25 protein-coding genes are annotated in these 24,996 nt (G+C 48.7%); 13 read left to right on the top strand and 12 right to left on the bottom strand.

Going from position 1 to position 24,996, the window contains the following annotated elements; translation table 11 throughout:
* Positions 1-12: 12 nt before the first annotated feature.
* The 4 genes from JMW05_RS05830 to JMW05_RS05815 all read left to right on the top strand — a co-directional run bounded on the left by JMW05_RS05830 (position 13) and on the right by JMW05_RS05815 (position 3,300).
* Positions 13-1,050, top strand: coding sequence for a methionine synthase (locus JMW05_RS05830; protein ID WP_201504412.1), 1,038 nt, complete (start codon positions 13-15; stop codon positions 1,048-1,050).
* Between the two features lie 27 nt (positions 1,051-1,077).
* The gene (locus tag JMW05_RS05825) at positions 1,078-1,569 is read left to right on the top strand and encodes a flavin reductase (RefSeq protein ID WP_201504411.1); all 492 of its coding nucleotides are present in this window, start codon (positions 1,078-1,080) and stop codon (positions 1,567-1,569) included.
* 47 nt (positions 1,570-1,616) lie between these two features.
* A complete protein-coding gene (locus JMW05_RS05820; RefSeq protein WP_201504410.1) occupies positions 1,617-2,417 on the top strand; it encodes a sulfite exporter TauE/SafE family protein in 801 nt (266 codons plus the stop codon).
* A 136-nt stretch (positions 2,418-2,553) separates the two neighbouring features.
* Positions 2,554-3,300 (top strand): hypothetical protein, encoded by a 747-nt coding sequence (locus tag JMW05_RS05815; protein ID WP_201504409.1) that lies wholly within the window; start codon positions 2,554-2,556, stop codon positions 3,298-3,300.
* A gap of 442 nt (positions 3,301-3,742) precedes the next feature.
* Here the strand turns inward: JMW05_RS05815 and JMW05_RS05810 are convergent, their stop codons facing one another.
* The 10 genes from JMW05_RS05810 to hisF all read right to left on the bottom strand — a co-directional run bounded on the left by JMW05_RS05810 (position 3,743) and on the right by hisF (position 13,214).
* Complete coding sequence (locus JMW05_RS05810; protein WP_201504408.1) at positions 3,743-3,931, bottom strand: hypothetical protein; 189 nt, start codon at positions 3,929-3,931, stop codon at positions 3,743-3,745.
* Positions 3,932-4,019: 88 nt separating this feature from the next.
* A complete protein-coding gene (locus JMW05_RS05805) occupies positions 4,020-4,457 on the bottom strand; it encodes a hypothetical protein (protein ID WP_201504407.1) in 438 nt (145 codons plus the stop codon).
* Between the two features lie 117 nt (positions 4,458-4,574).
* Positions 4,575-5,327 carry a tRNA pseudouridine(65) synthase TruC gene (truC, locus tag JMW05_RS05800; RefSeq protein WP_201504406.1) on the bottom strand — a complete coding sequence of 251 codons (753 nt, stop codon included), beginning with the start codon at positions 5,325-5,327 and terminating at the stop codon, positions 4,575-4,577.
* A gap of 222 nt (positions 5,328-5,549) precedes the next feature.
* Entirely contained in the window at positions 5,550-7,394 is a 1,845-nt protein-coding gene (gene glmS / locus JMW05_RS05795) for a glutamine--fructose-6-phosphate transaminase (isomerizing) (protein ID WP_201504405.1), read from the bottom strand.
* 144 nt (positions 7,395-7,538) lie between these two features.
* A complete protein-coding gene (gene glmU / locus JMW05_RS05790; protein ID WP_201504404.1) occupies positions 7,539-8,924 on the bottom strand; it encodes a bifunctional UDP-N-acetylglucosamine diphosphorylase/glucosamine-1-phosphate N-acetyltransferase GlmU in 1,386 nt (461 codons plus the stop codon).
* A 216-nt stretch (positions 8,925-9,140) separates the two neighbouring features.
* The gene (locus tag JMW05_RS05785) at positions 9,141-9,740 is read right to left on the bottom strand and encodes a phosphatidylglycerophosphatase A family protein (RefSeq protein WP_201504403.1); all 600 of its coding nucleotides are present in this window, start codon (positions 9,738-9,740) and stop codon (positions 9,141-9,143) included.
* Positions 9,737-10,771 carry a thiamine-phosphate kinase gene (thiL, locus tag JMW05_RS05780; RefSeq protein WP_201504402.1) on the bottom strand — a complete coding sequence of 345 codons (1,035 nt, stop codon included), beginning with the start codon at positions 10,769-10,771 and terminating at the stop codon, positions 9,737-9,739. The genes JMW05_RS05785 and thiL overlap by 4 nt, the downstream gene beginning before the upstream one ends.
* The gene (gene nusB / locus JMW05_RS05775) at positions 10,764-11,543 is read right to left on the bottom strand and encodes a transcription antitermination factor NusB (protein ID WP_201504401.1); all 780 of its coding nucleotides are present in this window, start codon (positions 11,541-11,543) and stop codon (positions 10,764-10,766) included. The genes thiL and nusB overlap by 8 nt, the downstream gene beginning before the upstream one ends.
* Positions 11,544-11,844: 301 nt before the next feature.
* Positions 11,845-12,366, bottom strand: coding sequence for a 6,7-dimethyl-8-ribityllumazine synthase (ribH, locus tag JMW05_RS05770; protein ID WP_201504400.1), 522 nt, complete (start codon positions 12,364-12,366; stop codon positions 11,845-11,847).
* Positions 12,367-12,431: 65 nt separating this feature from the next.
* Positions 12,432-13,214 (bottom strand): imidazole glycerol phosphate synthase subunit HisF, encoded by a 783-nt coding sequence (gene hisF, locus JMW05_RS05765; RefSeq protein WP_201504399.1) that lies wholly within the window; start codon positions 13,212-13,214, stop codon positions 12,432-12,434.
* A 97-nt stretch (positions 13,215-13,311) separates the two neighbouring features.
* Here hisF and JMW05_RS05760 point away from each other — a divergent pair, with 97 nt between their 5' ends.
* The 6 genes from JMW05_RS05760 to JMW05_RS05735 all read left to right on the top strand — a co-directional run bounded on the left by JMW05_RS05760 (position 13,312) and on the right by JMW05_RS05735 (position 18,534).
* The gene (locus JMW05_RS05760) at positions 13,312-14,160 is read left to right on the top strand and encodes a class II glutamine amidotransferase (protein ID WP_201504398.1); all 849 of its coding nucleotides are present in this window, start codon (positions 13,312-13,314) and stop codon (positions 14,158-14,160) included.
* A gap of 148 nt (positions 14,161-14,308) precedes the next feature.
* Entirely contained in the window at positions 14,309-15,532 is a 1,224-nt protein-coding gene (locus JMW05_RS05755) for a homoserine kinase (RefSeq protein ID WP_201504397.1), read from the top strand.
* 69 nt (positions 15,533-15,601) lie between these two features.
* Positions 15,602-15,922: a putative signal transducing protein gene (locus JMW05_RS05750; protein WP_201504396.1), complete on the top strand. Its 321-nt coding sequence runs from the start codon at positions 15,602-15,604 to the stop codon at positions 15,920-15,922.
* A gap of 6 nt (positions 15,923-15,928) precedes the next feature.
* Positions 15,929-16,825, top strand: a complete 897-nt coding sequence (locus JMW05_RS05745) for a class II glutamine amidotransferase (RefSeq protein ID WP_201504395.1) — start codon at positions 15,929-15,931, stop codon at positions 16,823-16,825.
* Positions 16,826-16,900: 75 nt separating this feature from the next.
* A complete protein-coding gene (locus JMW05_RS05740) occupies positions 16,901-18,067 on the top strand; it encodes an AAA family ATPase (protein WP_201504394.1) in 1,167 nt (388 codons plus the stop codon).
* Between the two features lie 2 nt (positions 18,068-18,069).
* On the top strand, positions 18,070-18,534 hold the full coding sequence (locus tag JMW05_RS05735) for a type II toxin-antitoxin system VapC family toxin (protein ID WP_201504393.1): 465 nt from the start codon (positions 18,070-18,072) through the stop codon (positions 18,532-18,534).
* Positions 18,535-18,536: 2 nt separating this feature from the next.
* On the opposite strand, the gene JMW05_RS05730 is transcribed toward JMW05_RS05735, so the two are convergent.
* The gene (locus tag JMW05_RS05730; protein ID WP_201504392.1) at positions 18,537-19,043 is read right to left on the bottom strand and encodes a YchJ family protein; all 507 of its coding nucleotides are present in this window, start codon (positions 19,041-19,043) and stop codon (positions 18,537-18,539) included.
* A 26-nt stretch (positions 19,044-19,069) separates the two neighbouring features.
* Complete coding sequence (locus tag JMW05_RS05725; RefSeq protein ID WP_201504391.1) at positions 19,070-19,795, bottom strand: metal-dependent hydrolase; 726 nt, start codon at positions 19,793-19,795, stop codon at positions 19,070-19,072.
* 168 nt (positions 19,796-19,963) lie between these two features.
* On the opposite strand from JMW05_RS05725, the gene JMW05_RS05720 reads away from it, so the two are divergent.
* From JMW05_RS05720 to JMW05_RS12035, 3 genes are all read left to right on the top strand, one after another.
* Positions 19,964-20,893 (top strand): DUF3025 domain-containing protein, encoded by a 930-nt coding sequence (locus JMW05_RS05720; protein ID WP_201504390.1) that lies wholly within the window; start codon positions 19,964-19,966, stop codon positions 20,891-20,893.
* 408 nt (positions 20,894-21,301) lie between these two features.
* Positions 21,302-24,154 (top strand): aconitate hydratase AcnA, encoded by a 2,853-nt coding sequence (gene acnA, locus JMW05_RS05715; RefSeq protein ID WP_201504389.1) that lies wholly within the window; start codon positions 21,302-21,304, stop codon positions 24,152-24,154.
* A gap of 310 nt (positions 24,155-24,464) precedes the next feature.
* A complete protein-coding gene (locus tag JMW05_RS12035; RefSeq protein ID WP_227691456.1) occupies positions 24,465-24,992 on the top strand; it encodes a DMT family transporter in 528 nt (175 codons plus the stop codon).
* Positions 24,993-24,996 lie beyond the last annotated feature (4 nt).

The following is a 24,996-nucleotide window of genomic DNA, read 5'->3' as shown; positions in this document are numbered from 1 at the left end:
AAGATTATGGATATGACTTTATTACTACCGACATCTACCGCTGGCAGCTTGCCAAAACCTGCATGGCTGGCTGAGCCAGAAACACTGTGGTCACCTTGGAAAGTTGCTGACGATGCGCTGGCAGAAGCCAAGCAAGACGCGCTGCGTGTGTCGCTCCATGAGCAGCTACAGGCAGGGATTGACATCGTCAGCGATGGCGAGCAGACCCGTCAGCATTTTGTGACCACCTTTATTGAGCATTTGGACGGTGTGGATTTTAAAAACCGCGAAACCGTACGTATCCGCAACCGCTATGACGCGAGCGTGCCTACTGTGGTCGGTGAGGTGAGCCGCCAAAAGCCTGTATTCGTAGAAGATGCCAAGTTTTTGCGCTCATTGACCGACCAGCCGATTAAGTGGGCGCTGCCAGGACCGATGACCATGATCGATACCTTGTATGATGCTCATTACAAAAGCCGCGAAAAACTGGCATGGGAATTTGCCAAAATCTTAAACCAAGAAGCCAAAGAATTAGAGGCGGCAGGCGTAGACATCATTCAGTTTGATGAGCCAGCGTTCAATGTGTTCTTTGATGATGTGAATGACTGGGGCGTGGCGACACTTGAGCGCGCCATCGAAGGTCTCAAGTGTGAGACGGCGGTACATATCTGCTACGGCTATGGCATCAAGGCAAACAACGACTGGAAAAAGACCCTAGGCTCTGAGTGGCGTCAATACGAAGAAGCGTTCCCGAAATTGCAGCAGTCAAAGATTGACATCATCTCGCTTGAATGCCAAAACTCGCACGTGCCGATGGATTTGATTGAGCTGATTCGTGGTAAAAAAGTGATGATTGGTGCCATCGATGTGGCGAGCAATGAGATTGAAACGCCTGAAGCGGTCGCAGATACTTTACGCAAGGCCTTGCAATTTGTCGATGCGGACAAATTATATCCCTCAACCAACTGCGGTATGACACCGCTTGCACGTCACGTGGCGCGCGGCAAGCTTGAAGCCCTAAGCGCAGGCGCGGCGATTGTCCGTCGTGAGCTGACGGCCTCGGCGGTATGACTTTAAATTAAGTTTAGGATATAACTGATGATTGAAGCCCTCGACTTTAGAAACGCCATGTCTTTGCTGACCACTGCGGTAAGCGTGATTACCACAAAAGGCGACTCAGGTATGCACGGCTTTACCGCGTCGGCGGTATGTAGCGTGAGCGATAGCCCGCCGACCTTGCTGGTGTGCATGAACCGTGCCTCGCGCTCGCATGTGCATTTTGTGGGCAACAAGACCTTATGCGTCAATGTCTTGGGCGCGCATCATGAGCAGATATCCAATGCCTTTGCCTCAAAGCTCAGCTCAGAGGAACGCTTTGCGCAAGCCGCTTGGCATACCTTGGTGACTGGCGCGCCCGTCTTAGACGATGCGCTGGTCAGCTTTGATTGTGAGATTGAGCAGATTCAAGAAGTGGGCACACACAGTGTCTTTATGTGCCGCGTTATCGCGATTAAACAAAGCGAGCAAGAAGAGAGCTTGGTGTATTTTAACCGTGCTTATCATCAGCTGGCGCAAGTTGATATCGTTTAAGGCGCATATCTTCCCCAATCCTCCCCAAACAAAGAAGTAAATCACCTGTGGAACTCATCATTTTTTTAATCATCGGCGCCCTAGCAGGCTTTGCTGCAGGGCTATTTGGTGTTGGCGGTGGCACGATTATCGTGCCGCTTTTGTTTATTGTGTTCACGCAAATGGACTACGGCCCTGATGTGGTCATGCATCTGGCGCTGGGCACCTCGCTTGCCACCATCGTCGTCACCTCTATCAGCTCATTGATGGCGCACAATAAAAACGGCGCGGTCATCTGGCCTGTCTTTACCAATCTTGCCCCTGGCATGGCGCTCGGCTGCTTTTTTGGTGCGGGCATTGCAGGCTGGCTCTCAGGTGGACATCTACAAATCATCGTCGGCGCGTTTTTGTTGTGGGTCGCCATCAATATGCTCAGAGGCAGCAAAAAACAGCAGGTCGCCTCCTATCAGGTATTGCCCTCAACGCCCAAGCAGCTCGCGGCAGGGGCGGGTATTGGCGTCGCCTCCGCCATCTTCGGTATCGGTGGCGGCAGCATCACCGTACCGTATCTGAACCGCTATGTGGTCATGCAAAAGGCGGTTGGTACGTCTGCAGCATGCGGACTGCCCATCGCCATCGCTGGCGCGCTCGGCTTTATGCTCTTTGGTATGCAAGACCATGTCGACGTACCAAACGCCATTGGCTACGTGCATATTTATGCCTTTTTGGGCATCGGTGTGATGAGCTTTTTTACCGCCAAATTCGGCGCAAAAGTCGCGCATCAGCTTTCGCCTGCCTTATTAAAAAAATGCTTTGCCGTACTGCTGATCGCCGTCAGCTGCTTTTTCTTGTATAAAGGGTTGGTGTAAGAAAATACTCGATAGCGTCTCACTGACCAACAAATAAAAAAGCCTCGTATCGTACGGGGCTTTTTTATATGATAGTAAACTACTACTAATAATAAAAAGTTAAATTTATACTTAAAATAAATTCTAGGGAAAGATTATGAGGGATAAAGGACTAGAGAAAATACTACCAGCTATATCTAACAGGAGTAATTTTCTTGATGATTATCTACCTGCTAAGGAAGGAGGAGGTTATTTTGGTAGGAGTTTAGTATTTGAAATTGATGTATTATTTATATTCAAAAACGAAGAGTTATGTGCGACTCATCAGGTTGCATATATGCAGTTACTTAGAGAGTTTGAAAGTCTTGATAATGATTTTGAAAAATTGCATAGAAAGGCAAGAGAGATAAAGGAAAAGTTGGGAGAGGGAGCATCGGTAGAGAATTTTGAGTATGCTTATCATCAGCAACTAAAGGTACTTCATGGTCAGGAAAACTTCTTGAATAGTATAAAGTCTTTTACTGATCAGCATTTTGTTGTTGGACTACGGGCTTTGGTTGAGCAAAATTTAGCGAAAGTATTGAATATATATAAAGAGAAGACTGACAGTAATTTTGGTATTCCATACTCTTGGGATAAAATAATAGCTTTACTTAGTTCTCTAAATGTAAATACAGATCAAAATCTACCTGTTTATAAAAATACTAACGAGCTTAGGGTGCTAAACAATAAAATAAAACATCTGAATGAAGTCGATAGTCGTCTAGCTGAGTTTTTTTACTTTCAAGATAAGCAAGGAGAAGATTTAGATAAAGTTAATTTAGAGTTACAACGTTATGCAGACTATGCCTATGCATTTCTAGTTTTTATTGGTGAGCAGCTTCATGTAGAAAAAGATAAATAAATAAAAACATCTAATAACAAGAGCGCTATTTGGCATTTTGTTTTTAATTGAATCTATAACGCCTCTTCCCAACCAAACGCCTCCAAAACGCGCCACCACTCGCTATCGACATCGGCTCTCAAGACTAACGGCTCATTTGTGACAGGATGGCTGAGTATTTAGCCATCAAAATTTTCAAACAACGTGCTACCCAAACCAGAACGGTCTAAAAAATCTTGGATATTCTCATCGCTATCTTCAATACGTATAAAATACGAAAGACAGCGACATACAAAAAGCTCGGCAAATGAAGAATATCTGTATATGCTTTCGTCATAATTAAAGAAAGCCACTTCGCACTCTTTGTCTGAAAAAACGACATCGCTATAAAGCCAACAAATACTGCCATTATAATCAAGTTCACCATCAGCAATGATGTAGGCATTTTTTAATATATCTATATTTAGTGAAGGTCTGCATTGACGTCATTATTTATTTTTATATGACACACTTCTGTTATTTTTATAGCATCTCTTTCTTTATATTCAGGAAGTGAGTTTTTATAGCTTTCACTTTGCTGCGCGAACGCCTGTATTTGTTCAAAAAAATTCTTCCAAGTGTCTTTATTTCCAATATATACCGATGTTTTCATAAGTGGCCCTTACGTTTTTGCCAAATTTATAAGACTGGATGATTTTTTGAAATAATAAGTAGGGTAAAGGGTGTTGTATCGCCAATAGCTAAAGACAAATCTCAGTGACAGTAACCTCCGCCAGGACGCTACTACCGACCACCCAAAATGCTTTTTGACCGACATAGAGCCGTTCTTTGAGACGCTTAAGATAAGGTGCTGAATCTAAGAGCACCCACATGGTGGCTAAGCCTTCTGAAGCAATAGGCTGTCTTTTATCTAAAACAATATTACCATCAACATCCAATATCTCAGGGTAAATCATATATAGCAGCTCACCACTAGCAAATGTAAAGTCGCATCTCATGCCTTGATGAGGTGTGACGCTCTGTAGCGCCTCGTCAGGATTGAGACGATAATGGACGACAAAGTCATAATGCTTATTAAAAATCTTTCGATAAGGCGTGTGCGCTGCGATGGGTTGTTGTGTACTGTCGAACCGCAGCGCGTCAAGCTGTCTGGAGCTGAGCTTTTTAGGTTGCATCACTTATCGTTCCTGTTTCCTATATCCAATAGCCGTTTTTATAAAATAATATTTAAAAAAATAAGCAAAAAAAATGCCAAATAACGAGCACGCTATTTGGCATTTTGTTTTTAATTCAATCTATAACGCCTCTTCCCAACCAAACACCTCCAAAACACGCTGCCATTCGCTATCGACATCGGCAGTTAAGACTAACGGCTCATTTGTGACGGGATGGCTGAGCGCGAGCGTCTGCGCATGTAGCAGCATGCGCTGGCAGTCATATTGCGTGCGAAAAAATCGCGTGTGCCGTATGTCGCCATAGCTGGTATCACCGAGGATGGGGTGGAACAGATGCTTCATGTGCCGACGCAGTTGGTGCTTGCGCCCCGTCTCAGGTGTGAGACGCACAAGGCTGTAGCGGCTGGTGGGGTGCTTTTTAGAGACCGCAACGGGCAGCTCAATCTGTGCCAAGCACTGCCAATGGGTCACTGCCGTTTGCGCGGGTTTGTCCATGCGCGCAAACTTGTCCGCGATGGCATCAGGCTGAAAGCTGAGCGCGTAATCGACCGTGCCCGATTGCGGCATGAAGCCGCGTACTATCGCTAAATACTGCTTGGTCACGCGGCGTTCGGTAAAGGCGTCGGTCAGTATGCGTGCCACGGCTGAGCTTTTGGCAAACAGCAGTACGCCTGAGGTCGGTCTATCTAAGCGATGTACGGGAAAGACGTGACAGCCTACGGCATCGCGGGTGAGCTGCATGGCGAATCGTGTCTCGCCCTTATCCAGCCAGCTACGATGCACCAGTAGTCTCGCCTCTTTGTTAACCGCCACCACATGCTCATCTTCGTAAATAATCTCGATCTGCGGCGGGGTATCGCTTGCGCTATTCATGCTTAAGTGCCTGTGGGTTAAAACTGTATAAAACGGTTGCTGATTCTCGCCAATATTGTTTTTACAAGTTGCCTAATGTTGGTACGTATTGTAAAGACAATTGACCAAAATATATCAGAATTCGACCGTTTTAATCGCAAAAAAAATCCTTTGCTACCCTTCAAAAGATAGCAAAGGATTTAACTTAATTCAATAATATTTTAATAAAATCAATGATTTAATTTATTCCACCGTCACCGACTTGGCAAGGTTACGAGGCTGGTCAACGTCCGTGCCACGCAGTACGGCAACGTGATACGAGAGCAGCTGCACAGGTACGCTGTAGATGATGGGCGAGAGGGTTTCGCACACGTCATTGACGTTTACAAGGTGTAAACGGTCTTCCGCTTCAATACCGCTGGTTTCACTGGCGAACACAAACAGCTCGCCGTGACGTGCGTGTACTTCTTGCATGTTGGCTTTTAGCTTATCGAGCATGCTGTCTTTTGGTGCAAGGACCACAATCGGCATGTCTTTATCAACGAGTGCCAGTGGACCGTGTTTTAGCTCGCCTGCGGCATAGCCTTCGGCATGGATATATGAGATTTCTTTGAGTTTCAGCGCGCCTTCTAGGGCGATGGGGAACTGTAGTCCGCGACCGAGGAACAGACAGCTTTTCTTATCCTCAAAGTGCTCTGCCATGGCTTTAATTGGCGCATCAAGGTGTAAGCTGGCGTAGAGTTGACCAGGCAGCTTTTGTAGCTCGCTGATATGGTTGCTAAGTGCTTCGTCATCAATGCGCCCTTGTACGTGCCCTGTTTTTAGCATCAGTAGCATCAGCGCGACCAGTTGGGTGGTAAAGGCTTTGGTCGAGGCAACACCAATCTCAGGACCTGCCAAGGTGGGCAAGAAAATATCGGTTTCGCGTACCAGTGATGAGGTCGGCACGTTACACAGCGCAAGGCTGACCAAGCCTGCTGGGTTTTGTTTTTTGATGTCGCGTAGTGCCGATAGGGTGTCTGCGGTTTCGCCCGATTGCGAGATGCAGATGACCAGTGAGTTGTCCACGACCACAGGGTTGCGGTAGCGGAATTCGCTCGCAACTTCGACACTGCAGGGCAGGCGAGTGATGCTTTCAAACCAATATTTGGCGACCATGCCCGCATGATAGCTGGTGCCGCAGGCGATGACTTGCACATAACGCACGCCTGACAACTGCTCGCCATGACGCTCAAGGAAGTCAGTGCGCAGGGCGTTTGGCGCGTGATTGTCAATCGCCATCTCTAGGGTACGCGCAACCGCATCAGGCTGCTCGTAGATTTCTTTGAGCATATAGTGCTTAAATTCGCCTTTATCGGCATTGTGCTGCTTGGCGTCAATCTCATGCACTTCGCGGCTGACCACTTGTCCGTCTGCATAGACTTCGATGTTGTCGCGTGTCAATTTTGCGATATCGCCCTCTTCTAGGTACATAAAGCGGTTGGTCACGGGCAAGAGTGCCAATTGGTCAGAGGCGATAAAGTTTTCACCGATACCGACACCAATCACCAAAGGCGAGCCAAGACGCACAGTAATCAGTGTATCTGGGGTGTCGACATGGATAACGCCTAGGGCAAACGCGCCATGCAGACGAGGAATGACGGCACGTACCGCTTCTAACAAATCATTGGTCTGCTCATAGAGGTCGTGAATCAAATGCGCGACCACTTCGGTATCGGTCTGCGAGCTAAAGACATAGCCTTTATCCTGCATTTCTTTTTTTAGCTCGGCATAGTTTTCGACGATACCATTATGAACGACGGCGATTTTGCCTGAGACGTGGGGGTGCGCGTTGTGCTGCGCAGGCTCGCCATGGGTCGCCCAGCGGGTATGGGCAATACCGATGTGACCATCAAAAAAGTCGTCACTGGCATCGACCGCATCGACCAGCGCTTTTACTTTACCGACTTGGCGCTCACGATGCAGCTCGCCATTGTGAATGACGCTCAAGCCCGCAGAGTCATAGCCGCGGTATTCTAGGCGTTTTAGACCTTCTAACAAGATATTGGCAATATTGCGTTCGGCGACTGCGCCAACGATTCCGCACATGGTGTGTCCTCAAATAAATGCTACGTATCTTGTGCCGCGCAGCTAAGCGCGGCATGATACGGGGTATAAAGGGGCGATGTCGCTATTTGCTAAATAACCTGAGCGTACTTAGCGGGCAGAGCATCGCCTATAAAGGGGTAAAACTTATTTATTGTCGCGTTTGCTTGGGCGCTGGTAGTTGGCTTTGTCCACTTGACGGGCGCGCCCAAAAGCTAAGGCATTGGCATCAACGTCTTTGGTAATTACCGAGCCTGCCGCGACGGTTGCGGTATGACCGATGGTTACAGGCGCAACCAAGCTAGCATTTGAGCCGATAAAGGCATTGTCTTCAATATGCGTGGCTGATTTATTGACGCCGTCATAATTACAAGTAATCACGCCCGCGCCGACATTGACGCCCGCGCCGACGGTTGCATCACCGATGTAGCTTAGGTGATTGACCTTGCTGCCTTCGCCGATACTTGATTTTTTAATCTCAACAAAGTTGCCAATACGGCTGTGTGCTGCCAAATGGGTATCAGGACGCAAATTGACGAATGGTCCAATGGTCACGCCCGCCTCAATGTGCGCATGGTCGATGACGCAGTAGGGCTTTAGATGGCACGCATTGCCGATTGTGGTGTGCTTAATCACGCAGCCTGCTTCGATATAGACGTTGTCGCCCAAGACGCAATCGCCCTCAAAAATCACATTGGCATCGACGAACACGTCTTGACCTGTGCTCACACTGCCGCGAATGTCCACGCGCGCAGGGTCAGCGAACTGTACGCCTGCCACTTGCAAATCATGAATCATTTTGCCTTGCCATGTGCGCTCTAGGCTGGCGAGCTGCTGGCGGTTGTTCACGCCCTCAATCTCAAAGTCGTCTTTGGGCTCAATCGCGGCGATGACCACGCCATCAGCGACCGCCATTTTGACGATATCGGTCAGATAGTATTCTTCTTGTGCATTGTCATTCGACAGCTTCGGCAAGTATTTGTGCAACAAGGCATTGTCCACACAATAGATACCGCTGTTAATCTCTTGAATCGAGCGCTCTTCTTCACTCGCGTCTTTTTGCTCAACGATGGCGACGATGCGCCCTTCGTTATCACGCTTGATGCGACCCAAACCAAACGGATTGTCCACGGTCAAAGTCAGCATCGACATGCCTTCACGATTGGCTGCTTGTAGGCTGTCTAATGTCTCCGCGCTAACGAGCGGCACATCACCGTACAGAATCAAACTTTGACCCTCGGTCGGCAGCTCAGACAAGGTGACTTTGACCGCGTGTCCTGTGCCGAGTTGTTCGGTCTGTGCGACCCAGTCAATCGGCAGCTGTCCGTAATTGGCATTGATATGCTCTTGCACTTGCTCGCCACCAAAACCATGTACCACGATGGTTTTATCCACGGCAAGATGATGACAGGTGGTCAGCACATGACCGAGTAATGGCTTCCCTGCCAAGGTTTGTAGTACTTTTGGCTTGGCAGACTGCATACGCGTGCCTTTGCCTGCTGCCAAGATAATCACAGATAAAAAAGGTTTCATAATTACCCTACAAATAAAACACAATATTACGCCCAATTATAATCAAAATCGGACGTCGAAAAAGGGCAAACACGTGCAGGCTTTGTAACTCGTGCTACCGCATACATACAGCAGACGATACCCTCATGTCATAATAAAAACACACACCAATAGTCAACAAAAATAGCGTAACGATATTGTAGCGGCAAGCATGCCAATCTTCAAATACATCGGCGGTTAAAAAATCAGACTCACCACCCAATATAAAGCGAGCCAAACCACCGCCGCCATCACACCCGCTATCAAATCATCGAGCATCACGCCAAGACCACCCGATACCTGCCTATCTGCCCAGCCAATCGGTGGTGGCTTTAAAATATCGAACACGCGAAATAAGATAAAAGCGGTCGGTAGCCAGCCCCAAAACATCGGTTGCAGCAGCATAGATACGGTGTATTCAGGTTCGGGCAACACATAAGACAATAAATAGGACAGCGGCAACAGCGTAATCCACATGCCAGCCCATTCGTCCCACACGATATGCGGGTCATCATGAACATGCATCAAATCTGAGGTGCGGCCGCAAATATAAATGCCCACGACCGAGGCGACTATCGTCAAACATAAAAAGGGAACAAAGCCTAAGGTCAATAAGGGCAAAGCAGCAATCAGACCGCCCACCGTGCCCCATGTGCCAGGGGCGCGCTGCGGCATGCCGCTACCGAGTCCGATGCCCAGCCAATAAATGCACCCATCCATCATAGAAGCGCCTGCTGGCAGCGGTGGGCATTGATTGGCATTACGGATATCGGGCTTGGTGGCGTGCGGTTCGGTCATGAAGAGCCTGTAAAGTGTTGGTAGCCGTCAAGGGGAGGCAAGGTGGTAAAGGGGGCAGGGTGGTGCGCCGTAATCGGCTGCCCTTGATAAAACAGTATCGGCTGCGGCGTTTCTGGCACGAAGGGCAGTGCAGCCAATGCCTCGGGAGACAATACCTGACCGATAGCACGCACAGGCGTCACCGTAGTCGGTGGCGATAGTGACGGCGCTAAGGTAAACGCCAGCTCGTAATCATCGCCGCCTGTCAGCTGATGCGTCAAGCGCTCGGCGAAGGCAATTTCAGACAAGGCGCTACTGACGGGTAAATGCTCCACGTCAATACGCAGATAGACTTGGCTGGCGCTACAAATGTGCTTGAGGTCTTGATACAGACCATCTGAGATATCAATCATCGCGCTCGTGGGCAGTTGCCCTAAAGCATTGCCTAATGCCGCACGCGGGGTTGGGGTGTGCAAGCGGTGCGCGAGCTGTTGCCCAACCTCAGTATCAGGATGCTGTAAGGCGTAACTGGCGTCACCGAGCGTGCCTGAGACGTATAGCGTATCGCCTGCTTTTGCGCCAGAGCGATAAACGGGCGTGGCGGGCGCGCTGATAAAGCCTTGCGCGCTGATGCTAATCACCAGTTGGTCATGGCGGGTGGTGTCGCCACCGATTAAAATCACGCCAAACTGCTGGCAGGCGTGAAATAAACCTTTAGCAAAGGCCTCGAGCCATGCGGTATTTGCCAAGCGCTGGGGCAGGGCAAGCGCGAGCAAGACACTGTGCGCAGTCGCACCCATCGCCGCAATGTCTGAGACATTGACCGCAATCGACTTATAGCCAATGGCAAACGCCAGCGCCTCGACACTGTCCCAATCGGCGGCGAAATGTCGCCCTTGTACGAGCGTATCAATACAGCTGACCAGACGCGCCCCAGCGGGCACGCGGGTGATGGCGGCATCATCGCCGATGCCTTTTTCAATAGTATTGGCGTTTGGCGTATCTGGTTGCAGCGTGGCAAAGATACGCTCAATCAGCTCAAATTCAGTCATTGCTGTCGTTGTTGGTTGGCGCATTGCTGTCGGTTTTTGGCGTTGCGCGCTCGCGTTTTATCGCGCCTTTTTTGGCACTGATACGCGGCTTGTTGCTGGCGGGTGCATCCTGAGCATCAGTGGCAGATACCGCTGCTTTCGGGGCTTGCGGTACGGCTTTTGGCGTTGCTTTCGGAGCGCTTGGTACGGCAGGCGCTGGCTTCTCTTTGCCATCTGCTTGCACCTCAATCGTGCGCAAGTCATACGCCAAGCGGTCAAGCACCGCATTAATGAGTTTGTGCGCGTCGGTTGCGCCAAAGTGACTGTTGAGCTTCATGGCTTCATCAAGCACCACTTTATACGGCACTTCGATGCGGTTTTTTAGCTCATAGGCACCGATCAGCAAAATCGCATGCTCAACCATGTCCAGCTTACTGATATCGCGGTCGAGATGTTCGGCAATCAAGGCATCTAAGGCATCGATTTGCTGCGGGATTTCTTGCATCATCTCGTGATAGTAACCCAAATGCACGGTATGCATGGCATTGGTCGCACGGGTACGCGCCGCGATGTCGTGCGGGGCGTTGTTGCGCCACTCGTCTTGCCCGTCTTTACTAAAACGGTAGTCGGTCATCAGCCACTCATACAGCCCTTGAAGCACAAAACGACGCGCCTTACGCACCGCAGTATGACTGGTCTTATAAGAAGACTCACTCGTGTGCAGATCCTGCTCAGGATTTTGGGTGTCTGTAGAGGTCGCAGCGTTGTCGGTACGCTTGAGATGGTCAGTCATAAGGGTCAATACCTAAATGTTAAGCTAAAAATATGAAAATACAGCGAGAGGTGAATGCAGCTTTTTTGTGGTTTGTCAGACAAAAGCGCCGCATCAAAATGACAATGCCGCTATTATAAAACAACGGCACGCAAAAGATGGCAAAAATCGTACGCTTTTTAGTTACTTAGCCACAGAACAACGGGTCTGCGGTTTTTTATTCGCGATTATCAAAAATAAAACGGCGACAATTTATGCTAAAAAGCGCTGGGTGAGGCGCGGCGCTTGCATCAGCAAAAAGCCGCGTCTCATTCAATAATAATTAGGCGCTAACGATATCGTCATCGCTGTCGAGCTGTGACAAGACCGCAATCATCTCAAGCGCCACCATCGCCGCTTCTGCGCCTTTGTTACCCGCTTTGGTGCCTGAGCGCTCAATCGCTTGCTCAATGCTGTCGGTGGTGATGATGCCGTTGGTCACAGGCAGGTTGTAATCCATCGCAACCGCGCTTAAGCCTTTGGCAGACTCGCTCGCCACGATGTCAAAGTGTGGGGTGCTGCCACGAATAATCGCGCCAAGCGCCACGATAGCGTCAAAACGGTCAGACTCCGCCGCGCGCTGGGCAACGAGTGGCAACTCAAACGCACCAGGCACACGAATCACGCTGATGTTGCTGCCAGAGACGCCGTGACGCAGTAGCGCATCAATCGCGCCATCGACCAATGATTCGACCACAAAGCCGTTAAAACGACCGACCACGATGCCGATACGTACATCGGTATTTTCGTGCAAATTGCCATCAATGTGGGTCACGTCATTGCGCTGCTGCTGTAGATTTGACATAGTCTTGTCCTATATTTTGTTTTTTAAGGAATTAAGAAAAATACGGTCGCTATCATAGCATTTTTTTACAGGCGCATCTGTATGCCTTGCGCTGCCATAAACGCTTTGGCTTCACCAATCGTGTGCTCACCAAAGTGAAAAATACTCGCCGCGAGCACCGCATCGACGCCGCCTTGTAATACGCCGTCTGCCAAATGCTGCAAGTTGCCCACGCCGCCTGAGGCAATCACAGGCACGCGTACGCGATTGGTGATGTGCTGCATCAAGGCAATGTCGTAGCCTTTACGTGTGCCATCGCCATCCATGGAGGTGACGAGCAGCTCGCCTGCGCCCAGCCCCGCCATTTTTGCTGCCCACTCAACCGCATCAATGCCTGTCGGTTTGCGCCCGCCGTGAGTAAAAATCTCCCAACGCGGCTGCAACACACCCTCGACCAATACGTCATCCACGCGCTTGGCATCAATCGCCGCCACGATACACTGGTCGCCAAATTTTTGTGCCGCTTCACCGACAAATTCAGGATTAAACACCGCTGCCGAGTTAATCGCCACCTTGTCCGCGCCTGCATTTAACAGACTGCGAATATCGGCAATCTTACGCACGCCGCCGCCGACGGTTAACGGTACAAAAACGGTCTCCGCCATGCGCTCGACCGTATGATAGGTGGTGTCGCGTCCATGATGGGTGGCGGTAATGTCCAAAAAGGTAATCTCATCAGCGCCTTGTTCGTTGTAGCGTTTTGCCACCTCGACAGGGTCGCCTGCGTCTTTGATATCAACGAATTGCACGCCTTTGACCACGCGTCCGTTATCGACGTCAAGACATGGGATGATACGTTTTGCTAGCATAAAACCGCCTATTCACTCGCGTAAGAATACAAAGGGGAAACCGATAAAATGCTATGATACGCGGAACTATTTTACAAAACAAACGTAAAGGTCACTTATGTGTCAACTGCTCGCAATGAACAGCAAACATCCTGCCGATATTGGCTTTTCTTTTGCAGGGTTTCGCGCGCGTGGCGGACTGACCGACGACCATATTGACGGTTTTGGCATTGCTTATTTTGAGCCGACAGGACTGCGCCTGTATTGCGATGACAAGGCAGCGATGGACTCACCCCTTGCCGAACTGGTTAGCCAAACGCGCACCAAAGCGACCACGACGCTGGTGCATATTCGTAAGTCAGACGATGACTTGCTGAGCAACGCCCACCCCTTTACCCGCGAGATTTGGGGCGAGGCGTGGGTGTTTACGCATAATGGCAAAATGACCATCAAAGACGCGCCCGACAGCGACCCCATCAAAAAAGAATCTGCCCATTATTACGCACCTATCGGTGATACCGACTCCGAATTTGCCTTTTGTTATCTGCTCAATCGATTAAAAGAGCGTTTTGAATACAAACCCGATGACCAGACCTTGCATGCCTTTTTAACCACTCAATGCCGCTTTTTGGCAGACTACGGGCTATTTAATTGTCTATTATCTAATGGCGAATGGCTGCTCGGCTATGCCACCACCTTATTGTTTTATGTCACCCGCCAAGCGCCCTTTGGCACGGCTACGCTGATTGATATCAATAAAACCATCGACTTTGCGGCGGTCAATGATGCCGATGACATCATCACGGTGTTCGCCACCACGCCTTTGACGGATGACGAAGACTGGCAACAGCTGGCGGTCAATGAATGTATCGTCTTTGCCAATGGACAAAGGGTGCATCAAAACCTGCCGCCCGCACCTGAGTATTTATCGATTGAAGAAGGGCTGGAAATTGCCAAAAATGCCTAGTGTGCGATTTTGCCATTGTCGTTCATTTCGCGATAAGCATTTGAATCAGGGGCATGCTCTGGTATGCAGCATTGCCGCCATGTATTATGAGCGCTTGCAATGCGTGTTTGCGCTTCGTTTACCTTTTAACCATCATAAGTGAGTTGTTATGTCCGTTTATACCCAGTTGACTGATGATCAGTTTGCCGCTTTTTGCCAAAGCTTTGGTGTCTCTTTTGCCCGTGCGATTCCGATTACCCAAGGCGTAAAAAATTCCAACTGGTTTATTCAGACGACCGATGATGCAGACGGCAGCCACTCATACGTGTTTACCTTGTTCGAAGAGCGTCCGCCAAGCGATATCGAAAAAATGGCAGTGATTTTAAATCAGCTGGCGGGCAAATTGCCTGTCGCCGCGCCGTTGCCTGTGATGAGCAGCAAAAATGAGGACACGCAGCGTTATGTAATGCGTTATGAAAACAAAGCCATCACCGTCGTGCCCTGCCTATCAGGGACGCACCCGACACGTAACAGCGCTGTCATGTGCCGCGATATGGGCGCAGCGCTCGCGGTCTTGCACAAGACCTTGCAAGATTTGACGCCCGCTGAAGACTACGGCGTGCCGCTGTATCCGTGGGCGGAGGTGCGCGACCGTGAGATGCAATATATGCCAAGCGATGAAGCAATGCTGATGAGCGACATTTGGCAAGCCTATAGTGATTTGCCGCTCGATACCTTGCCGCAAGGGCTGTGCCATTTGGATATGTTTGCGGACAATACCTTGTGGGACCTGCAAACAGGCGATGAGCGCTTGACAGGTTTGCTCGATTTTACCGAAGTCAGTGTCGAGCATTACGTGATGGATATTGCCATTACCATCAATGATTTTTGTACCACGTGGGGCAATGCCACCGAGGGCGAATCGGTTGATTTTGACCGCCACAAGATGCGCGCCTTTTTAGAAGGCTATGAATCCGAGCGTCCGCTCAGTGCTGCCGAGCGCCGTACCTTGCCGATTTTCTTAGCCAAAGCGGCCGTGATTTTTTGGTTATTGCGCCTCAACGTCATTCATTACAACCGTACCGAAGGGCGCACGGGCGACAACATCATGGTCAAAAACCCTGACCTGATGAAACGCCTTGCCGCCTACCACTGGGCGAACGTGGAAAAAGCGCAAAATACCGTATTTGTGCTTGAACATGCATGCTACAAAGATGATGATAGTAATAATGATGTTGAAGACTTTAAATTGATTGGGGTTTTTGCGACGCTACAAAAAGCGCAAGCAGCTATTGAACAGCTAAAAGATCAGTCTGGATTTAAAGAGTATCCCAATGGTTTTCATATAGATGAATACCCAATCGGTCAGATTAATTGGTCGCAAGGATTCTAATTTTTATCAGTCGTATTGTTCTCGTATGTTTTGATAAAACTGCCACTCATTATACTTAAGGAAAATATTATGACCGATCAAGTTGATAACTGGCAAAAGCTGGCACAATACGATACCAATCTGCAAGGCGAGCTGCACGCCACCTTGCTACAAAACAACGGTATCCGCGTCTCAACCCAAGCGCTCAGCGCCATCCCTGGTATGAATTCAGGCGCGGTGCTGTGGGTGCAAGACACCGACTTGGCGCGCGCGCAAGCCATTTTGGCAAACATCAATACCGATAGTGGTGTCGATTCGGATGATTTTGATAGTGAAGATAATGACAGCGATGACATTGATTTTAATAACGTCGGTTTTGAGTCGCGTATTGATGCGCAAGGGAAAGGGTAAGTGGTTATGTGTCAGCTGTTAGGAATGAACTGTAATACCCCAACCGACATTGGCTTTAGCTTTGCAGGCTTTCGTAAGAGGGGCGGCATGACCGACCGCCATGAAGACGGCTTTGGCATCGCCTTTTTTGAGCGCAGCGGGTGCGGCGGCGACAATGCCTCGACAGGGCTGCGGATGTTTCATGACAATCGCCCAAGCTATGAGTCGCCCGTTGCCGACCTTGTCAATCATTATCCGATTAAGGCAATGAACGTGATTGCCCATATCCGTAAAGCTACCCAAGGGCAAAACTGCCTCGCCAACACGCACCCGTTCGTCCGCGAAGTGTGGGGCGAGCAGTGGGTGTTTGCGCACAATGGGCAGATGAACAAAGAATTCATCAAGCGCTGTCAGCGTCTGCAAGACAACGGCAATGCCACGCACTGTCAGCCTGTTGGCTCGACCGATTCAGAAATGGCGTTTTGTTATCTGATTAACCGCCTCAAAAGCAGCTTTAAAACCCGCCCTGATGACAAGACGTTGTTTCAGTTTTTGACCACTCAGTGTCGTTATTTGTCCGCCAATGGTCTGTTTAATTGCCTGATATCCAATGGGCGCTGGCAGCTGGCGTACGCTGGCAGCTTGCTGTTTTATCTCACGCGTAAAGCGCCCTTTGGCGAAGCCAAACTCTCTGATGACGAGCTGGCGATTAACTTTAGCGATGTCACTACCGACAACGACCGCGTGACCGTGCTAGTGACCATTCCTTTGACCAAAAATGAAAAATGGCAACAGTTGGCAGTCAACGAATGCTTGATTTTTCAAGACGGTGAGGTTATTTATAAAGACAGCCCAAGCCTGCGTAAGTTTTTGACGATTGATGAAGGTATCGCTATTGCGCGGGAAGTTGGGGCGAGTGTTTAGTTCTAGAATAAAATCATCCTGCTCATTAACTATTCTTTTATAAAATAAATAACTTAATAAAAACTAGGTGGCGCTATGTTAGGCAATGACATTCAAATAAAGCAGTTGGTAGGTGTCGGTGATGTACATCTCCATTTTCAACCTGAAAAGCGCGTATACTGCCTGATTGGCGAAAATGGCATTGGTAAGACTAAGTGCTTAGAAGCTTTGTTTTCGACTATGTTTCTTCATAATGAGTATTTTATAGATAAGATAGCAAATTTTCATTTTAAAAATAAATTATTTAACTTACTAAAGTCTAATAAGTACAGTATAGACTTATCTAGTATCAAAAAAGATGACTGGATGCATACAAGCTCTGTTGCATCAAAGCTTAATTTTAGTCTAGCGACACAATACCATAGTATACCTACCATATTTGTTGGTGCTCAAGGGCGTGGCGGTATGAATATGGAGCACAAAAGTATTAACGAAATTGGGAGTTATGAGCAGAGAAGAGAAAAGTACTACAAGTATTTAGAAAAGATATTTATTAGTGAAGAGGCGTTTCAATCTACAAATATGGATATCGATGTGCATGAATGGATTATTCAGCGTGCCCAATCTGCCAACCCATATCAAGCGAAAGAAGACAATAGAGAGCTGGAGATTACAGAACTGCTGAACCTGCTCAATAGAATAGATGAACGTGTTAATTCAGAATTCTTAGAAATATCAGGTAGCAATCGTGTTTTTATTAAAGTAAAGGATGCAAAAACTGAACTTTCAGAATTATCAAGCGGCTTTGCATCAATCTTAAAAATAATGCAGTCTATCATTGCAGGCTACAGCTATTTTACCAACGAAACCAATATTGCTCATGTTAGAGGCGTGGTATTCATCGATGAAATCGAAAGCCATCTGCATACCAAGTGGCAAGCGACAATTATCCCTACATTAAAGCGTTTGTTTCCCAATACGACATTTTATATCACGACACACTCTGCGATTATCTTAAGTCAGCTAGAGCATGGCGAGGCTTATGAGTTGTATCGTGATCAAGAAGATGGCTTGGTCAAAACAGCGTTGATAGAGCATCCGAATAATGCGGCACTGGTAGATTTATTAAAAGATGCTTTTGATATTGATATGAACCGTCTTAAGCTGGCGCGTGACAATGCAGGACAGCAAAAACAGGCTAAAAAACTGTTATCAGACATGCTACAAAAGCGAATCGATGAGTTAAAAGAAGGAGCGCAATAACGATGAGTACTGAGGTTGCAAAGTTATTGGACTCAAATTTTTTAACTTACCTTTTAGAAGGTAAAAATATTGATGGTAATGATGCGGAACTGATTGAACGCTTGACAGCACTTATGGAACTTGTTAAAGACGATAATGTCGAGCTGGTCATCACGCCACTGTTACGCTATGAGTTTTTAAGAAAATTTGGCTGGCAGCAAGATAAAGAAGACTTTGAAACGTTTAAAGCCGCGATTGAAGAGTTTACTTGGTTAGATATCAGTAAAGAGGTGACAGATTTGGCGACTGATTTATATCGTTTAGACAAGCATGAAGCGGACAGCCAAGGTATCAATAAGAACGTCGACAAGCGCAAATTTGATGTCTTTCACTTTGCAACAGCAAAAATAAATGGTATCGAGTTGTTATCTAACGATAAGCATATTGACCAAATGGAAGCATTATATCAAAGATATATTACTTCTTAATGCTACAGATACATCCCACAACACCGCTTAAACTTCTCCCCTAAGCCACAAATACATGGTTGTTTTTGGCTCACATTCATGCGTACCGTCGGGTCAATAAAGTACCAGCGCGCTTGCTTGTTTTTATCTATAATCTTCACAAAGCCTGACAGTTCGTGATGCGCCTGTACGCCGCTATCGGTATGAAAATAGGCTTTAAACTCCACCTGCGCGTGGCGTTTGCCCAGTTTGGGTCGGTGCTGCACAATCTCAAGTCCCGCCCAGTCCGTGTCTTTGCCCCATTGCGCTATCGCGTCCATATCCAGCAGCGCTTGCTGTGCAGGTACGGTAGTAGCTACGATATATTCAGGCATCTGCAACACAAAGGCGCTATAGCGGCTGCGCATCAGGCGCTCGGCATCGGGCGCGGCAAAGGATTCGTGATACGGCTGGCAGCAGTCCTGATAAGACGCGCTGCTCTCTTGTACATCAACAGACGACGGCGTGATGCGGCAGGGACAGACGGACATAAGCGCTCCTTGATAGATGAATAAAACTAACCTTTGTGCGTCCACCACGTCTCAAGCAGGGTCGGCAGCAGACCTTGGCGCAGCTGTTGCCAGTGAGCGGGGTCGCTGACATTGTCCACAAAAGGCGCAAAAGGCGGCGCAGCATAAATCAGTAATGCCAGTACGCCATAAATCAGCAGATACCACCATTTGTCTTTGTGCTGGTAAAACTTCATCGCCGTGCCCGCCGAGCGTTTTAGGCGCATGCCTGTCAGATTGACGCTGTAGATTTCATCAAGTGCCAAATGCACCAGCGCGCCACCGAACACAAACAGTCCATAAAACCAGCTGTCGCTCAAGTCCGCCTCAAAGCCATAATAACAAAGCCCTGTCAGACCGAGACCCAATATCGCCATATACGGCACGGAATGTATCACCCCGCGATGCACGGTCATCTTAGTAAACACATGAAATACGGTGTAGCGGATAAACACATAGCCCGCTATCCACAGCACGATAAGGGACACAAGGCTGAGCGTACTGCGCCAGTGCATCACCAGACCAAAGGCAAATACCAGCGCCCCGATATCAAAGCCAAGTTTAATCGGCGTGGAGTGGTCGGAGTCCAAATCAGGCAGCAAACCGCCCGCCGTGCCGAGCGCGACACAAATCAAAAACTCGCTATCGTCAATCAAGCCTGCCTTGTATATCGTCAGCGCGACTGTACTGCTGATTAAGAATGCGCCGTTTAAATGGGTGTTAAAGTTTGCCATAGCAAGAGAGAACCTAGCGGTAAAAAAGCGCATTATGATACCATGCTGCCGCCCGTCGTACCTAAAGCTTTGCTGAGGCTTTAGAAGGGCTTTGCTGGCGTTGTGTTAGTTACCGCAAAGCCTACCACCACCATATTTATTTATTCACGCACCATAGAGAAGCGGATTATGAATGATGTTGCCAAACCCGCAGTTGCTCCATTAGACCCGATATTTACTCAAATTGACTGGTCAGCGCCGTGGCTACAGCATTTATGCGCCCGCGATATATTGGCAAACGGTGTGCAAACGTATGCTGCCACCGAGGTAGCAGACGCGCCGCTCGCCATTATCGCCAGCATCTTAAATCAAGCGCGCACGCTGAGCGAAACCGCGCTCATGACCCAGCCGACTGCTGGCGAGTCGGCGCATGAGATTGAATTTGTGGCGCAAGATGCTTTGCCTGAGGGCATGGCGTACGAGACCTTTATTGCTAAGACGGGCAACATTCCCACGCGCGACAATCTGCATGATTTATTTAACGGCAGCATTTGGCTCAGCTTTCCTAAGACCAAAGCGCTACTGAATCATCACCACATGCGCCACATGGCGGCAAGCGTCGACATTGCAGAGAAAGGACGCGGACGAGTACGCGATACGATTACCGTCTTTGATGAAAATGGCGCAATTTTGGTGACCTGCCGCCCTGAGATTGGGCAAGCGCTTAAGGACTTTAATTGGCAGGCGTGTTTGGTTGCGCCGCGTGCGCTATGGGATGATATTAGTGCCCCGCGACATGACGCCAGCGCGGCGGTGTATGTGTTCGGTCATGCGCTGCTCGAGCAGCTGATTACGCCGCGTAAACCCTTGTGCGCGCACAGCGTGATTATTAACGTCACCCCTGATTTTTTTGCCTTGTCATTGGCGGCGCGAATGCAGGTATTGGATGACAAATTGGCTGCATATATGGATAAATTGCTGTCGGATGCGGCGGTGAAACCGCGTGATTTGTCACCGCTACCGATTTTGGGTGTGCCGCATTATACTGCGGACAACCGCGACCCCGCCTTTTACGACGACTCCTTTGTGTTTCGCAGCGGTCGGCGCAAAAAGCAATAAGCAGCGCTGCTTACCTGCGTCGGATTTTATGATGCGCGCCGCCTCTTTTACTTCCTTATCATGCTTTTACTTTCTTATTATAAAGACAAGCGGTCAGATAACGCGCCTTATCGTACTCCTTGCCGTCATTTCGCCATTTTCCTTAACTGTTGTTACGTTTTTCCCACGATTCATAACGACTCACTACCCAATCTTTAGCGCATATTTGTTAGGGTAGAGTGTACTTATGTTCGATAAGTTGCTGTGCGCGCCTGTGTGGCGCACGGACAGCTTATGAGCACAGTGACACCAGCCACTTACTCACCGCGTATATTGGTATGTGATGGCAAGCGATGTTTTGATAATAAAATCTATAAATCACGCCAAGCAACAACACCAACAAACCATGCGCCAGACAAGGAAGCGATTATGAGCGACATTTTTAATACCAAAGAGACCCTAGAAGTCGATGGCAAAAGCCACAGCTACTACAGCCTGCCAAAGCTCGCCGAAAAATACGAGCACATCAACACCCTGCCATATTGCATGAAAATCGTCCTAGAAAACTTACTGCGTAACGAAGACGGTGGGCAGTCGGTCGGTAAAGATCATATCGAAGCGGTCGCCAATTGGGACGCTGGTGCTGAAGCGTCAAAAGAGATTGCTTTTATGCCCGCGCGCGTGGTGTTGCAAGATTTCACGGGTGTGCCCTCAGTTGTTGATTTGGCGGCGATGCGTGATGCGGTGGTCAAGCTTGGCGGTAAAGCGGAGCAGATTAACCCCTTTATCCCAAGTGAGCTGGTCGTCGATCACTCAGTACAGGTCGATGCTTACGGTCGTGAAGACGCGCTTGATTTGAACGAAAAAATTGAATTTAAACGCAACAATGAGCGCTACGAGTTTTTGCATTGGGGTAAGCAAGCCTTTGAAAATTTCGTCGTCGTGCCACCCGCGACAGGTATTGTGCATCAGGTCAACCTTGAGTATCTGGCACGTGTCGCTATGGCGGCAGAAGTTGATGGCGAAAATGGCAAGGAGCTGATGGTTTATCCTGATACCGTGTTCGGTACGGACAGCCACACCACCATGATTAATGGTATCGGTGTACTCGGTTGGGGCGTAGGCGGTATCGAAGCTGAAGCCGCAATGCTCGGTCAGCCCTCATCAATGCTGATTCCACAAGTGGTCGGTTTTGAGTTGACAGGCGAGCTGTCTGAAGGCGTCACTGCGACCGATTTGGTGTTGCGTGTGGTTGAAATGCTGCGCGCCCATGGCGTGGTCGGTAAATTCGTTGAATTTTATGGCGAAGGCTTGCACAGCATGCCACTTGCTGACCGTGCGACCATCGCCAACATGGCACCAGAATATGGCGCAACTTGCGGTATCTTCCCCGTCGATCAAATGGCAATTGACTACTTGCGTCTGTCAGGTCGTGAAGAAGCGCACATTGAATTGGTCGAAAAATATGCCAAAGCGCAAGGCTTGTGGCACGATACTGATACCCCAGCGGCGACTTATTCAAGCAAGCTAGAGCTTGATTTGTCATCTGTGCAACCAGCTCTTGCAGGACCAAACTTACCGCAGCAGCGTATCAATCTTGCGGATATGCACGAAAAATTTGGCGAAACGTTAGAGAAAATGACCAAAGACCGCAAGTCAGAAGTTGAAGGCAAAGTGCGCTTTGACCAAGAAGGCGGGGAGCAAGAACAAGCAGAACACTTGGCAGCTGAACCTAACATCGACGTCGATACCGAAACCGATGACAGCAAAGGCTACCAGCCTGCTAACAATGTCTTTTCAAATGTCAGCATTGATGACAAAGAGCACAAACTGCGTGACGGCTCGGTGGTTATTGCGGCAATCACCTCTTGTACCAATACCTCAAACCCAGCGGTTATGATTGGCGCAGGTCTGGTCGCTAAAAAAGCAGCGGCAAAAGGTCTAAAAGCCAAACCATGGGTTAAAACTTCACTGGCACCTGGCTCGAAAGTGGTCACCGACTATCTAGAAAAAACCCATCTGATGGATGAGCTGGAAAAAACAGGCTTTTACCTCGTCGGTTACGGCTGTACCACCTGTATCGGTAACTCAGGTCCCTTATCAGAAGCGGTTGAAAAAGGTATTGAAGAAAACAATTTGGTCGCGGCTGCCGTGTTATCAGGTAACCGTAACTTTGAGGGACGTATCCACTCGCACGTGAAGGCAAGCTACTTGGCATCACCACCGCTCGTTGTGGCTTATGCGCTGGCAGGTACGGTTGATATCGACTTGACTACGCATGCCCTTGGTCAAGATCAAGACGGCAACGATGTGTTCTTAAAAGATATCTGGCCAACGTCAGAAGAAATTAATGAGCTGATTGCTAATAACATCGACGCTGAGATGTTCCGCAAAAACTATGGTGAAGTATTCGATGGTAGCAAAGCATGGAACGCGATCAGCTCGGCGGACAGCCAGCTGTACCCATGGGATGAAGCCTCTACCTATATCAAAAACCCACCGTTCTTTGAAGGTATGACCATGGATCCAGAAGGTATCCCTGATATCGAAGGCGCACGCGTTTTGGGTCTGTTTGGCGACTCAATCACCACTGACCATATCTCGCCTGCGGGCAGTATTGAGCCAAACTCACCAGCGGGCAAGTATTTGCAAGAGCGCGGCGTGATGGAAGCGGACTTTAACAGCTATGGCTCACGTCGTGGTAATGACGCGGTGATGACCCGTGGTACCTTTGCCAATATTCGTATCAAGAACACTATGATGGGCGGCAAAGAGGGCGGCTATACTTATTACTTCAAAGACGACAGCGCGACGCTAGAAGACGGCGAAGAGATGGCGATTTATGATGCCGCGATGAAGTATAAAGAAGACAACCGTCCGCTCGTGATACTTGGCGGCGCGCAGTATGGTTCAGGCTCTAGCCGTGACTGGGCAGCAAAGGGAACGATTTTGCTCGGCGTAAAAGCCGTACTCACCAACTCGTTCGAGCGTATTCACCGCTCTAACCTTGTCGGTATGGGCGTATTGCCATTGACCTTTAAAGGCGATGAAGACGCATCTACCTACAACCTTGACGGCTCAGAAGTGCTGAGCATCACAGGTCTTAATAATGGCGAGAGCAAAGTGGCTACCGTTACCGCGACCCGTGCTGATGGCTCAACAGAAACCTTTGAAGTCAATGTCGGTCTACAAACGCCAAAAGAGCGCGAATACGTGCGTCATGGCGGCGTGTTGCACTATGTCTTGCGCCAGCTGGCAAGCAAGGATAAAGACGCGGCGTAATAGCTGATAAAGCCAGATAACAAAAAAGCCCAACCCCAGTTAGCATAAAGGGTTGGGCTTTTTTATGGCTGATTGTTTTTATTTAAATTGTCTCAATCAGTCGTTTGATCTATAGGTTGTGCGATTGCGATCAATTAGCGCATCCAAGCACACACGAAAAATAATTGAGAATTCAAATAAAAACCTACGCATCAATTGTATAAAAGCCTATGATAAAAGCAGACTTATCAGCACTCGCGGCGAAAACGTCATATCAATGGCATTAGTAATAACGAGCCGCAATCCTTTTTTATACCAGACAGAGCACATTATGAGTAAACGCGACCTTACTATCTTTTTTATGCTTGCCTTATTGTGGTCGATGTCTTTTGTGCTCTATCGAGTGGGTGTGCCTGAGTTTGGTGCCGTCGTGTTTGCGTGCCTAAGGATGCTGTTTGCAGGTTTAACGATGGTGGTTTTTTTATTACTGAACCCCGCAAGTCGCCAAGGCATTCGCGCCCATTATAAAATGTTGACGATTATTGGCGTGTTGAGTACTGCCGTTCCTTTTATGCTGTTTGCTTTTGCAGCGCAGTCTATCAATGCAGGGGTGCTCGCCGTGCTTAATGCCTCAGTGCCTGTGATGAGTGGCTTTATCGCCAGTATGTTTTTTAATGAAAAGCTGAGCAAAAAGCAGGTCATGGGTCTGCTGATTGGGATTGCTGGGGTGGCGATTTTGATGAGTGATCGCCTGTTTGCGGGAGCGAGCAATAACACGGACTTTATGTCCAGTATCTTACCGTTAGGCTATGCTTTACTGGGCGGGGCGGGGCGGGGTACGCCATCGGCGCGAATCTGACCAA

This window comes from Psychrobacter aestuarii (genome assembly GCF_904846035.1).
Classification (GTDB): Bacteria; Pseudomonadota; Gammaproteobacteria; order Pseudomonadales; family Moraxellaceae; genus Psychrobacter; species Psychrobacter aestuarii.
Note: the sequence above shows the minus strand (reverse complement) of the source record. Positions and strands in the feature narration are given on the sequence as shown.